The 13,253-nt window shown below is 51.6% G+C and carries 8 protein-coding genes; 4 read left to right on the forward strand and 4 right to left on the reverse strand.

Features of this window, described 5'->3' with window-relative positions; translation table 11 throughout:
- Positions 1-42: 42 nt before the first annotated feature.
- Together entD and gdhA are read left to right on the forward strand one after the other, a co-directional pair.
- Positions 43-660 (forward strand): enterobactin synthase subunit EntD, encoded by a 618-nt coding sequence (entD, locus tag E2L00_RS08135; protein WP_338031904.1) that lies wholly within the window; start codon positions 43-45, stop codon positions 658-660.
- 106 nt (positions 661-766) lie between these two features.
- The gene (gdhA, locus tag E2L00_RS08140; RefSeq protein ID WP_167609493.1) at positions 767-2,110 is read left to right on the forward strand and encodes an NADP-specific glutamate dehydrogenase; all 1,344 of its coding nucleotides are present in this window, start codon (positions 767-769) and stop codon (positions 2,108-2,110) included.
- Between the two features lie 211 nt (positions 2,111-2,321).
- Here gdhA and E2L00_RS08145 read toward each other — a convergent pair whose 3' ends face one another.
- On the reverse strand, positions 2,322-6,113 hold the full coding sequence (locus E2L00_RS08145; protein WP_167609496.1) for an NAD(P)-binding protein: 3,792 nt from the start codon (positions 6,111-6,113) through the stop codon (positions 2,322-2,324).
- 957 nt (positions 6,114-7,070) lie between these two features.
- Between E2L00_RS08145 and E2L00_RS08150 the strand changes: the two genes are divergently transcribed.
- Complete coding sequence (locus E2L00_RS08150) at positions 7,071-8,231, forward strand: pyridoxal phosphate-dependent aminotransferase (RefSeq protein WP_167609499.1); 1,161 nt, start codon at positions 7,071-7,073, stop codon at positions 8,229-8,231.
- 35 nt (positions 8,232-8,266) lie between these two features.
- Here E2L00_RS08150 and opgB read toward each other — a convergent pair whose 3' ends face one another.
- The 3 genes from opgB to E2L00_RS08165 form a co-directional block, all read right to left on the reverse strand.
- Entirely contained in the window at positions 8,267-10,558 is a 2,292-nt protein-coding gene (opgB, locus tag E2L00_RS08155) for a phosphatidylglycerol--membrane-oligosaccharide glycerophosphotransferase (RefSeq protein ID WP_236127694.1), read from the reverse strand.
- Between the two features lie 381 nt (positions 10,559-10,939).
- Positions 10,940-11,242 (reverse strand): hypothetical protein, encoded by a 303-nt coding sequence (locus E2L00_RS08160; protein WP_167609505.1) that lies wholly within the window; start codon positions 11,240-11,242, stop codon positions 10,940-10,942.
- A gap of 34 nt (positions 11,243-11,276) precedes the next feature.
- Positions 11,277-12,173 (reverse strand): helix-turn-helix transcriptional regulator, encoded by an 897-nt coding sequence (locus E2L00_RS08165; protein ID WP_167609509.1) that lies wholly within the window; start codon positions 12,171-12,173, stop codon positions 11,277-11,279.
- A gap of 503 nt (positions 12,174-12,676) precedes the next feature.
- Between E2L00_RS08165 and ahpC the strand changes: the two genes are divergently transcribed.
- Complete coding sequence (gene ahpC / locus E2L00_RS08170; protein WP_167609511.1) at positions 12,677-13,240, forward strand: alkyl hydroperoxide reductase subunit C; 564 nt, start codon at positions 12,677-12,679, stop codon at positions 13,238-13,240.
- The last annotated feature ends 13 nt before the right edge of the window (positions 13,241-13,253 follow it).

Below are 13,253 nucleotides of genomic sequence, written 5' to 3' on the forward strand. Positions count from 1 at the left end.
CTTGCTCACTTTGACATTTTTCCTTGTCCACGCGTTATACGCGTGGATTTCGACGTTTCTACTTTTAAGCCCGACGATCTCCTGTGGCTGCCCCATCACGACAGGCTTGCGAACGCCGTCGCCAGACGCAAAGCCGAACATCTGGCCGGGCGAATTGCCGCACACGAAGCGCTGCGTCTTTATGGCGTGAACGATTATATTCCCGATATTGGAGCGCATCGCGCGCCTTGCTGGCCGCCGGGGTTTACCGGCAGCATTACCCATATCGACAGCTTAGCGCTGGCGACAGTTATTGCCGATAGCCCGGCCAGGCCTTGTGGAATTGGCATCGATACTGAAATCATTTTGAACGCTTACGATGCGCAGGATATTGCCGACGGCATCGTCAACGCGGCCGAGCGCGAGCTGCTTGCTATCTGCGGCCTGCCCTTCCCCGCTGCCCTGACTTTAGTTTTCTCCGCTAAAGAGAGTTTATTCAAGGCGTTATATCGACACGTCGGACAATATTTCGATTTTTCCGCCGCAGAAATCACGACAATTAACAAGCATTCCCTCGAGCTGAAGCTCATCGTCCGCCTCGGCCCTTTTGCGGCGGAACAACGCTTTTCCGCGCGCTGGTTTAATGACGCTGAGCGATTAACGACGCTAATAACTCTCTGAGAATAATAAAAAGAAAACGCTTGCGGCGACGTAATAAGAGAATGTTATAGTCAAAAAATAACCACTATAGACATCACAACAACATTGACGACAAGGAGCTTTCTTAATGGAGAGTACCGTTTCTCTGGAACAGTTTTTAACCTCAGTACAACAGCGCGACCCGCACCAGACCGAATTTTCCCAGGCGGTGCGCGAAGTCATGACTACCCTGTGGCCTTTTCTTGAACAGAATCCGCAGTATCGTCGTTCGGCGTTGCTGGAGCGTCTGGTCGAGCCGGAGCGCGTGATTCAGTTTCGCGTCGCCTGGGTGGATGACCGCAACCAGGTGCAGGTTAACCGCGCCTGGCGCGTACAGTTCAACTCCGCCATCGGCCCTTTTAAAGGCGGGATGCGTTTCCATCCGTCGGTAAATCTCTCTATCCTGAAATTCCTCGGCTTTGAACAGACGTTCAAAAACGCCCTTACCACGTTGCCAATGGGCGGCGGCAAAGGCGGCAGCGACTTTAACCCGAAAGGCAAAAGCGAAGGCGAAATCATGCGCTTCTGTCAGGCGCTGATGCTTGAGCTTTACCGTCACCTGGGGCCGGACACCGATGTGCCTGCGGGCGATATCGGCGTGGGAGGCCGCGAGGTCGGCTTTATGGCGGGGATGATGAAAAAACTTTCCAACAACACCGCCTGCGTGTTTACCGGCAAAGGCCTCTCTTTCGGCGGCAGCCTGATCCGCCCGGAAGCCACGGGTTATGGCCTGATTTACTTCACCGATGCCATGCTGCAACGCCACGGGCTGGGCTTCGAAGATATGCGCGTTGCGGTGTCCGGTTCCGGCAACGTGGCGCAATACGCCATCGAAAAAGCGATGGCGCTGGGCGCCCGGGTTGTCACGGCATCTGACTCAAACGGCACCGTGGTGGATGAAGAAGGTTTTACTGCGGAAAAGCTGGCGCGACTGTGCGAAATCAAAGCCAGCCGCGATGGCCGCGTAATGGACTACGCGCGCGAGTTCGGGCTGACCTGGCTTGAAGGCCAGCAGCCGTGGAGCGTGCCGGTTGACATTGCCCTGCCGTGCGCCACCCAGAACGAGCTGGATGAACAGGCGGCCCGCACGCTTATCGCCAACGGCGTGAAAGCCGTAGCGGAAGGCGCGAATATGCCAACCACTATCGAAGCCACCGACCTATTCCTCGAAGCTGGCGTGCTGTTCGCGCCGGGCAAAGCGGCCAACGCGGGCGGCGTGGCAACCTCCGGACTGGAGATGGCGCAAAACGCCGCACGCCTGAGCTGGAAAGCAGAGAAGGTGGACATTCGTCTACACCACATCATGCTGGATATCCACGAAGCCTGTGTAAACTACGGCGGCGAGGGCAAACAAACCCATTATGTACGCGGCGCGAATATTGCGGGCTTTGTGAAAGTAGCCGATGCGATGCTGGGCCAGGGTGTGCTGTAAGTTTTTTGGCCGTTGCTGACAGGAAATCCACGCCATCGCGTGGATTCAGACTGACAGCAAACCCTCAGCCTGCTCAGGTTGAACGTATATCGCCAGATAAAAACCAGTAAAATCAATGGATTTATTTTGCGCTGGTAAATCCAAAGAAGGAAAAACCACGTTTTTTCCTTCTTTGGCAGCAATCTCAATCCACGCAATCGCGTGGATTTTTTTACGAGTCTGACCCCGAGCGCACATAGCCCCGACTTTTCACTTTTTCGGCGGCGGTCTTTCCGGCAAGGAAAGCATGGTCGGAATTGTAGTACTCCCATTCGCTGTAGCGTCCGGCCAGCGTAATATCCTGTGTCAGCAGCCACTTACGTATCGTCTCAACGTTGCTTTTGCGCTGCCTGTCGTAAATAACGTAGGCAAACGGAATATCGATTTGATTGGTAGTGATAATCGCATCGTCAGCGTTGAAGATGCCTGCCGCAATACACTCGCGAATGCACCTGTCGGTCAGCGCTTTTCCCTCCAGCGGCAGCGGTTTGCTGTCCGAATAGCTTATTTCACACGTCAACCCGCAGCCGCCTGGAGGATTACATTCAGGGCTCGCATTTCCCTGCACAAATATTCTGTGGAACAGGGTATCGCCTGCAAAGTAGATCCAGTGCTTATCCGTTAAATCCGCTCGTCCTATGCCCAGATTTACACACCTTACTGACACGTGATGTAAGCCGCTGGCCGCCGCCCGGACATCGGGAGGGGCTTCATTTCCCATCATCTCGATAAGCTCAGGCAGAACCAGGGTGCTGATTAGCTGCTCGTAACGGTAGTGCCTGCCGTCACGGAGCACGGCAATATGCTGAGCGGGGTAAATCTGGCTAATCTCAGCGCCTGTCTCCACGACGCCCTGAATATGCGGCAAAAAGCCGGACATCAGCGCCTGGAAACCGCCTTTGCGCGGGTAGCCAAAGCGCGCGTTTGGCCCCATCGGTTTGCCGACGGGTTCAATAGCACCTTCGATAATCTGCGCTAAATCCGGCAGCGGCACACGCCCGCCCAGCCATGATGTTTCCATTTCTGAAAGCGGTACGGTCCATAATTTTTTGTTGTAAGGGATAGCAAAGTGGCGGGCGATTCCCTTTCCCCACGTCTGATAGATAAAGGCTTCAAAACTCTCTCCTGGGCACGCCTGGCCTGTAGAGTTCGACTGGTTAAAATCAGGCACCGTTCCATCAGCGCAGCAGTCTGAAAGCCGCTTTTGATTTTCAGAGGAATTCGCCGCGCCGCCAGCCTGCCCGTATCTGGCCTCTATCGCGCCGAGCAGACATTCCTTGATTGTCTCTGCGGGCAAACCGTAGAGCGCCCCCTGGAAGGGATAGCGGGTATATACCCCATCGGTATAAATCCACGCCTCGCGCTCCTGCCAGTGAATATTGTCGCCCAGCAGCATTTCATAAAGATCCAACACATAGGGATCGTTCGAGAACATAATGTGTCCGGCATAATCGAAGGTAAATCCTTTATCTTCAATGGAGCGACACCATCCTCCCACGCTGCCATTACGTTCGAGCAACACGGCCTCAGAACCGTAATGATACGCGGCGCTCAGACCGGTAGGCCCGGCGCCCAGAATCAGGCAACGCGCGGCGGTTACCTTACCTGTGTGTGCCAGCGGCAGACGCGTAACCTGCCGTTGCGCCGCCTCGTCGTTTATCCCATGCGCCTGTACCTGCACCGCCTGCTCCTGCGTGGATGCTTTCTCCATCAGCTCGTACATCGCCCTGGCGGTATTGTCCCACGAGGTTGCAGACACTATGGCTTTCATCTGCTGACGCTGCTCGGCTCGGGTTTCCGGCGTCATTGCCAGCGCCTGTTCGCAGGCATAAATAAAGCCCGCGATGTCCTGGGCTATAGCCACAACATGACCGTAAGGCTGCACCACATCGGTGATTGCGGTGCTGACAATCGGCAACTCCGCAGCCATATACTCAAGAACTTTAGTAGGGCTGATATAGCGCGTTGAGGCATTAAGCGCAAAAGGCATCAGGCAGACATCCCAGCCAGCCATAAAATGCGGTAAAGCCTGATAAGGTTGCATGCCAAAGTAATGAATGTTTTCTCTTTGGGGAAGCTGAGCCGGGTCGATTTTCACCACCGGCCCCACCATAATCAGCTGCCATTCCGGATGCGCATCCGCCAGCGCCGCGAGCAAAGCCAGATCCATTCGTTCATCAATAACGCCGCAATAGCCCAGCCGAGGATGAGGCAACGCATCCTGTAACGGATGATGATTGTTTCTGTCGAGCGCCTGCTCAAAATGCACGGCATCTACGCTACTCGAAAAACAGTGAACGTTGGGATGCCGCCCTGCTTTCGCAGCATAAAGACTTGGTCCCCCGGTGAAAACGATATCAGCCCGCGCCAGCAGCGCGGATTCACGTTGCACCAGTTGTCTGGGTGCCTGCTCAAAGGCGGACAGCTCATCCATACAATCGTATACCACAAGCGCTGGAGTAAACCCGGTCAGCAAGGGTAGCGCCATCGGGGTATAGAACCAGACGATCGGCGTATCACCTTCCTCAATGAATTCCGCCAGCAGCGGCTGCATATAAGCGATTTGGCCGTCGTGAAAACCTGCCACCTGTAAAGGCGTGTGAGGCTGCACTACGGTCACATTCGGCGCGGGATGCGAAAGCATCAGTCCGGGTGAATCAGGTGAAAACATCGGCTCTTCAATAAAAAATATTTGATAATGCTGAGCCAGGCGGGTCATTAAATGCTGGGGGCGCTGGAAAACGAAGCCCCAACGTAAATGGCTAAAAATATAAATTTTTTTCATAGAAGGCCTTTGTTTTCTGATGTCTGTTACAACGTCCAGTCGCTTTCGAAACAGATCCAGCCTGTGCTGCGCCCGCAACAGAGCGTTGGCATAAACCGTATCCAGTAGTCGTGCAAATGGATCCGCGCCGTCGCGGTCAAGTTCCCATAGTCCGCTGTGATGCCAGGCATTTTCATCCTCCCAGTCAGGCCGGTCGATGACGGGGTAAAGACAGATCCCCAACATTTCAACGCCTGCCAACTGAGCCTGTGCCACTTCCGTTACCACCTGCTCTATCCATGCCCCACGTCCGCTGCCCACATGGCTGGTTTCTGCCAGCAAAATGGGGCGCTGGTAACGTTGATAAAGCTCCAGCAGCATCTCGCAGGGCCGTCTGCGCCTTGGGTCGCCCAGGTGCCACCAAAGCCGCTGATTGCTGCCGCTTTCCCATTGATTGTCGTGATAATAATTGGCGCCTATCAGGTCCAGATACCGCGAGGCTCCTCCCAGCTCCGGTTCAACTCTACCCGCCAGCATGTCCCAGGACTGAAACTGGGCGGCGTGCCAGTTCGCCACGTTTTCGAGCCCTTCAGGGTCGTTATCCGGCGGCACCAGATGAATTATTGGGTCGCAATGAAGAATTCTGGCTCGTGGATCAGCTCGCCAGATGGCATCGCAGGCGGCGATACATGCCCGCACTAACTGGCGTTTACTTTCTTCTCCGGTGCGCTCGCCGGGAGGGGCGGAGCAGGGAAACAGTCCTACCGACAATCCCCAACTGGTAAAGGAAATCTCGTTAACCGGTGAATAAACGGGTGCCTGAGAATAGTAAGGCCGTAAAAAAGCGGCCAGCGCGCCGCATAAACGGGCAAAACGTGTAATAAAATCCGCTGCGAAGATGTCGGTATCGTCTGGCCAGCCGTAATGGCAAATCGTCCAGCAAATCTGGATATTCTCCTCCTCTGCCGCGACCATCTTTGCCGCGATGGTCGAAAAGTCATATCCGTCTTTGCCTTCCACTAAACGCCAGCCGACGCTTTCACGGACGGTAGCAAAACCAAAAGGATTTAGCCGCTGATAGTCCTCCCGCGCCCGCTGGTCGTGCCCCGTGGCAGCGTTCATGGAAACCGCGTTTCCCCATTTTGTCCTGTGATCGGCACCTTCGAAACCCGCCTGCCAAAAAGAGTTGAAGAGCGTCATCTCACCGCCTTAACAGTCTGCGTTATTTCTTCGTCGGTTTATTTGCGGATCTGGTAGAGGCCGCTTCGTTTTTCTCTATCAGAAGAACCTGGGGTTAACACTCTACTTAAAATTGGCAAATAATTTTGGGTCAGGCGATGGGTGACATAATATTTTGTCATGCCCTCACCACCTTATGAGAAAAAACCTTCGATAAAGCAAATAAATAAACCAGCACGTTGAAACAGATGCGTCGTTTAAATTACGGCGCGTAAGAAAAATAATCATCCGGTATAATCCAGGGGTAGCATAACGGATTAATATTTAAAGGCAGCGCCAGGCCCCGGTTAGTAAATGCCGGTTGGTATGGTTGCCCCATTCGCTATCTACAGGCGACTTTCGGTGTTTAAAGGTATCGATAGTGCTAAGGCCAGCTGCCCGACATCTTCATCGTTACGTTTCCTGATTTTACAATCATCATTATTAACCCCTTGAACGCAAAGTATTTAAAACTAAAAACAAGCGTAAAAAAACAAGGTCAGCTTAAATTATTCGCACGACATTATTAAAAGTAGCCGTAAATTTGATAGTTAACCATAGCACTATCAAGTTTAAAGATAATAATTTTTAATAAAATTGGGCGAGGGAACAACGGCCTAAAATGTGTTTTATATGAGCGTATTATTCAATCACTTCGATTTAAGGTTAACTTTCTCAGTTAAAAATTAAATACATTCGTCGCACGGCGATATTACCCGCTGAAAATAGTCACTTTTATTTTGTAGCAGCGGCTGCTGGCGCCAGACGGCAGCCAGCTCGATTTTGATTTCCAGGCTTCAGGCGTGGGCCGGTATTCCCCATCTTTTCATCGGATTAGTCATATAGTTATTCCTTCCTGGCTTAAAGCCCGTTGGCAACAACGTGCTATAGTCCCGGCAACAGAAGGAATACATGCCCCACATCAAAGGTCGCCTAACCATGAGCCAGAATCCCTTGGTTCCCGAGAGCAAATTACCCGCTCTTGGCACCACCATTTTCACGCAAATGAGCCAGCTTGCGCAGCAGCATCAGGCTATTAACCTGTCCCAGGGCTTTCCAGATTTTGACGGACCGCGCTATTTGCAGGAACGCCTCGCTTTTCACGTTGCTAATGGCGCAAATCAGTATGCACCGATGACCGGTGTACAGGCGCTGCGCGAAGCCATCGCCGATAAAACCGCCGGGCTATACGGCTATAAGCCTGACGCAAATACCGATATCACTGTAACAGCCGGGGCGACAGAGGCCCTTTACGCAGCAATTACCGCGCTGGTCCGCCCTGGCGATGAAGTGATTTGCTTTGACCCCAGCTACGACAGCTATGCTCCCGCCGTGACGCTTTCCGGCGGGGTACTCAAACGTATCGCCCTGCAACCGCCCAGCTTCCGGGTTGACTGGGAAGAGTTTGCCGCGCTGCTTAGTCCGCGCACGCGCCTGATTATTCTGAACACGCCGCATAATCCATCGGCAACGGTGTGGCGCAAAAGCGATTATGCAGCGCTCTGGCAGGCAATCGAACAACACAAAGTTTATGTAGTGAGCGATGAAGTTTACGAGCACATCTGTTTTGCCGAAGAGGGCCATGCCAGCGTACTTGCCCATCCGCAGCTTCGCGAACGCGCGGTTGCCGTCTCTTCGTTTGGCAAAACGTTTCATATGACAGGCTGGAAAGTAGGTTACTGCGTGGCGCCGGCGGCAATAAGCGCCGAACTGCGCAAAGTACACCAGTATCTGACTTTCGCCGTCAATACGCCGGCACAGCTTGCGCTAGCAGACATGCTGCGCGCGCAGCCTGAGCATTACCGTGAATTACCGGCATTCTACCGTGCCCGGCGCGACAGATTTATGCAGGCGCTGGCGGACAGCCGCTTTGAAATACTGCCGTGTGAAGGCACTTACTTCCTGCTGGCAGATTACAGCGCGATTTCCGATCTGGACGACGTGAGTTTCTGCCAGTGGCTGACCAAAGACGTGGGCGTTGCGGCGATTCCGCTGTCGGTGTTCTGCGCCGATCCCTTCCCGCACAGGTTGATTCGCCTTTGCTTCGCAAAGCAGGAAGCAACGCTTGATGCGGCGGCTGAACTTTTGTGTAAGGTTTGAAACTTCCCTCTCCCTTACGGGAGAGGATTAATTTTCTAAGCCGTGGGCACCACTTTAATATCCTCCATCCCAATACCCAGCTTGCGGGGTTCATGGCCGAGAATATTGCCCTCATTGGACAACTGCGGCTCCGGCGGAATGATTTCCAGCGTGCTGCTGCGCTGCGGATTATCGAAATGCAGCGTTGTGGTGGTGATTTCTGCACCAAGCGTCAAAGTCTGCTGCTGGTTGCCTACCTTAACCGGCACCGCTTTCCCCGCGTTTGGCCCGAAGGCTTTGGCGGTAATGATCAGATCAAATTTCTCCGGCAGCGGTTCGGCGTATTCAATCTTCACCTCCGGCGCCAGATTGGCGTTTGACCAGCGTCCCCAGGCCTCAGGACGTGAGATACCGCTAAACTGCTTCACGTTTTGTGGTGCACCCGGCACGCTGAAGATAAAGCTATCCGCCTGATAGCGAATCGCGTTTTCATCGGTTTTCAGCGTCGCCACGTTATGATTGAATCTGTCTTTATCGAGCGGCTCATCGGTAAATTTCACCGCCTGCTTATCAGTCTGCGCCTCCACCAGACGCACCGAAGGCTTGCCGCCCAGCTGCCCCTGCGACACGCACAGTCCGGTAGAGAGCGCCAGTTGCGGATCCCACAAACGCGCCATTTTGAAGCAACGATCAACCCAGATAAATTTATCTTTTACAGCAAAACCTGCCAGCTGGTAACGCAGCGGCGCGGAATATTCGCTTTCCGGCAGCGGCTCAATTTTGTCGTCAGATATGCGCAACAGCAGCGGCATTTTGAAGTGCGCACCAGAGTAGCTGAACGTATTTTTCTTTTGATCGATGGAGTATTCCGTGATGGATTTCGGGAAGTTCCACAGGTCGATGACGTCCGGTTTCCATTCGAGGACTTTCTCTTTGATATTCATAAACACAGAAGAGAGCGACTCGCCCGAAATACTACTGCGTCCGAGGCCGATGTAATTGTCGCCGCCCAGAATATCCAGCACCGTTGCGCCGTTATCCATCGTGCTGCGTTTCACCGGAATTAATTTTGCCTCTGGCTTATCGCCACGAATGATAAAAAATAAATTATCGCGTTCCTGCTTATTCAGGTATTTATAAGCCGTGTTATTCATCGCCAGATGATCGGACGAAACGACAATTACTGTATTTTTAAAGTACGGCGAGGCCTTAATTTTTTCGATTAACGCCGCTACGTGTTGCTGGCTACAGGCTACCGCGCTGAATGACTGGTTTACTTTACCGTCGAATGTGTAGCTGCGACGGCTACAGGTTTTTGAAATGAAACCGTCCGGGTGATGGGTATCCACCGTCAGCGTAAATAACGAGAAACGCTTATTTTCTTTTGAAAGCTCGATGAATTTTTCGTAAACCTCATCCAGAACGGTATCGTCATAAAAGCCCCAGTTGTTGCGATAAGTCGGGTCGGCGACGATGTTTTTCAGCTCTTGCGCGCCATATATATGCTCAAAGCCGTGGGATTGTAAAAAGACATCTTTACCCGCAAAGCGCAGGTCTGCGCCCTGCATAAAGTAGTTTTCATAGCCGGAGGATTTCAGAATATCGCCAAGGCAGACGTTCTTCGGGAAGAAGCTTGACATAGAAGCCGACGAGTTGCCCTCGAAAGGCGCAAACAACGGAATGCCGCACTGAGAGGAAACCATCCCGGCAATAGTGTAATCGGTACCCGGCAACTGGCCGGTATGGCTAAAATCCATGCCGGAATCTTTCAGCCCGGTTAATTCAGGTGCCAGATCGGGGAATAATTCCGGTTGGAAATAAGTACGCTCAAGGCTTTCGCCATAAATATAAACCAGGTTCAGCTTTGGATTAGTAATTACGCCATGTGGAGTTTTATAATAAGCGGCGAAATCGGAATCTCCGGTGCGGGTCTGAGATTTTAATAAACTAACGACCTGGCGAAACGCGGAGGAAGCATCCACCGAAGCCAGGGCGAGCGCTACAGCTAACAGGCTGTAGCCAAAATGATGAGGATGTTTACGGCGGCGCAAAATCCATGTCAGCAGCCCAAAAATCACCATCAGGCCTGCCAGCACCCCAAGGCCCGGCAGAATATATTTCCCGATACCCGCGCCCGTCAGGCTGCTGGTCAGCGTATAAAGCACCGCATCATTAATACCATCGCCGGTAAAGTAGTTGCTGGCAACCAGCGTCACATTAAGAACGATATACAACGTCAAAATCAGCAGGATGGAACTAAACCACCAAAAGTTTCGACCGCCTTTAGCGGCATACACAGCAATGGCTGCCACAAATAACGAGATTGAAAGCAATTCCGACAACTGCATGCCCCTCACTAAAATGCACGCCTTACTGGCGCGCAACTTGCCTCAGAGAAATTCTGAGCGCTCAATCTACCGTCGAAGGCAAAACGTTGCAATTTGTCTGTCACAAAAGTGTGCTGCATTGCAGAATTGTCATGCGCTGCGGGGCTGTGCGCGCTTCTTATAGTTTCAGCGCCCGACGCCCGGGCCTGCAAATTACGGGGGCAAACAGACCGGCTACGGTTAAAATTGTTCCTACTATTATTCGTTATTAAGGTTATATCTCTGCACAAGCCGTACAGAAACTTTATTTCTCACTGCAATTTATCGATAACGAAGGAAAAATAAGAAAATTCATTGCCTACGGCTACGTAACAGACGCCCCGTCAGAGCGTCTGTTATTTATTACTCAGCGTCAAAAACCTTACGCGGTACGAACGCTTCAGGCTTCTCGCCGCTGGCGCTTTGCACATTATTGTTACGTTCGTGGCGTTCGCTCTGATGGGCGTAGCGCACGCCCGCAATGCGCCGATGTAAATTGCGATGGTGGATAATGCGGATCGGCGTTGCCGTTCTGCTTCGCTGGCTGAAAACAGAACTCCACGGCCAGGCAGTACTTAATGAGCGAGATTTTACCGGCGCTCCTTGTCGCTGCGACAGCCAGCTTACGGTGTTAAGGTGCGGCAACCGGCTTACCGGAGGTAACATTTTTGCGCGTTTTTATTATAGCCAGATGAAGGCCTTACATTCCCAAATAGCCTCTGATTTCAGCTTCCATTTCCTGCTGCAAACTTTCAGGAGAGATAATTCGTAAATGGGGAAGCCAGTATTGCACCACGGGCAAGACTTCATTTTTATGCGACACAGTGGTAGAGATGATTAATCCGCCATCGGTCAATACCTTTTCTACAACTTGCCCAACGACCAAATTTCGGCGTTGGAAATACTCAGTCACTTCCGACGATACCTTTATTATCACCTTAAATTTTTGTTCGTTACTCCAGACGCTTTCTTCATTTTTTAACTCTTCTAATAAATCAGCAGAACGCGTAAAGAGGTCAAAAGTACATTGCAGGGCAGATATTTTACCGAGCGTAAACTTTTTCATTTTCTTATTATGCAGCGCGGCGAGGTACCAAACCCCATTATGGTTAATTAACTGGTAAGGTTCGACGCTGTAGGTTTGCTGTTCAGCACGTTTGAAGTACTTAAATGACACCCGACGCCGCTCATCAATTGCCTTTTGTAAGCGGGTGAAGTTCTCCGTTTGCTGCTCATTTTTGATATAGCGATGCCCCTTTACGAGGATATTCTGCGCCGGCTCCGGGTAAAACATGGACTGAAGCATTTTTCGGTCCAGCACCGGGAATAATCCTTTTACGCCCGCAACCCTGGCGAAGGTATCGATACTTGAAGCATCAAACTTGCCCAAATATTCAGGACGCAGGCTATAGCTGTTAAGAGCGGCATTTTTCTCTATCCCGGCGATGGCGAGCCTTTCTTCTATATCGCGGCGGATAGTGCGCGGATGTACGCCGTATTCTTCTGCAAGTCCATTAAGCGTTAATGCTTCACCGCGATTAAAGCGTAATAAAATATCGGCAAGACGCGTAGCCAACAAGAGATTCTTTTTGCTCATGGTTCCCTTCCCTGTTTCCTGCTGTGGATAAGCTTATCTGCCCTGGTTGACAGGTTATGTCACCGTCAAAAAGTTTCAGATATGCTGCCTTTTCAATTAGGAATAGAGAGCCATATCGGCATCTATGATAAAAACTTGAGTTAATACGCAATCAAAGCGGCAATGAGCGGTTTGTTAAACGATGCAACAATAACCATCGAAATAATAAATAAAGGAAACTTTTTATATATTTCTGCTGATGATAGTCCAGAGCTATCGCAACCATTGCCGCTTCGGCGATTGACCTTTCCACCGCTCAGGTGCTGTAATTTCTGCGCTGTTATAATTTTTTAAAGTGGAATTGTAACGCGCAACATTAAGAGGCCACCCCGCAACGGGTGGCCTTTTTCTTTTGTGAAAATAGCGTTGTAAGGTATGGCTTATTGATTCAATACGGCCTACCCATTAGAGATAAGCCCTCAACTCAGGTAACTTTCCCCCATCGCAAAACGGAGGAAGTACAGATGTCCTTAATCAACACAAAAATCAAACCATTCAAAAATAGCGCTTTTAAAAACGGTGAATTCATCGAAGTTTCTGAGCAGGACGTAGAAGGTCGCTGGAGCGTATTCTTCTTCTACCCGGCCGACTTTACCTTTGTATGCCCAACTGAACTGGGCGACGTGGCTGACCATTACGAAGAATTCCAGAAGCTGGGCGTAGATATCTATTCTGTTTCTACCGACACCCACTTTACCCATAAAGCATGGCACAGCAGCTCTGACACCATCGCAAAAATCAAATACGCGATGATCGGCGACCCGACTGGCGCGCTGACCCGCAACTTCGAAAACATGCGTGAAAACGAAGGCCTGGCGGACCGCGGTACCTTTATCGTTGACCCACAGGGCATCATCCAGGCTATCGAAGTCACCGCAGAAGGCATTGGCCGTGACGCATCTGACCTGCTGCGTAAAGTAAAAGCGGCTCAGTACGTGGCTTCTCACCCAGGTGAAGTTTGCCCGGCTAAATGGAAAGAAGGCGAAGCAACCCTGGCTCCATCTCTGGACCTGGTCGGTAAAATCTAAGCCTTACCGCGTT

This window comes from Cedecea colo, assembly GCF_011808225.1.
GTDB lineage: Bacteria > Pseudomonadota > Gammaproteobacteria > Enterobacterales > Enterobacteriaceae > Dryocola > Dryocola colo.

Coding starts and splice junctions, on each gene's coding strand:
- E2L00_RS08160 (WP_167609505.1), bottom strand. CDS start 11,242: ATGTTACCTCCGGTAAGCCGGTTGCCGCACCTTAACACCGTAAGCTGG.
- E2L00_RS08150 (WP_167609499.1), top strand. CDS start 7,071: ATGAGCCAGAATCCCTTGGTTCCCGAGAGCAAATTACCCGCTCTTGGC.
- opgB (WP_236127694.1), bottom strand. CDS start 10,558: ATGCAGTTGTCGGAATTGCTTTCAATCTCGTTATTTGTGGCAGCCATT.
- ahpC (WP_167609511.1), top strand. CDS start 12,677: ATGTCCTTAATCAACACAAAAATCAAACCATTCAAAAATAGCGCTTTT.
- gdhA (WP_167609493.1), top strand. CDS start 767: ATGGAGAGTACCGTTTCTCTGGAACAGTTTTTAACCTCAGTACAACAG.
- E2L00_RS08145 (WP_167609496.1), bottom strand. CDS start 6,113: ATGACGCTCTTCAACTCTTTTTGGCAGGCGGGTTTCGAAGGTGCCGAT.
- E2L00_RS08165 (WP_167609509.1), bottom strand. CDS start 12,173: ATGAGCAAAAAGAATCTCTTGTTGGCTACGCGTCTTGCCGATATTTTA.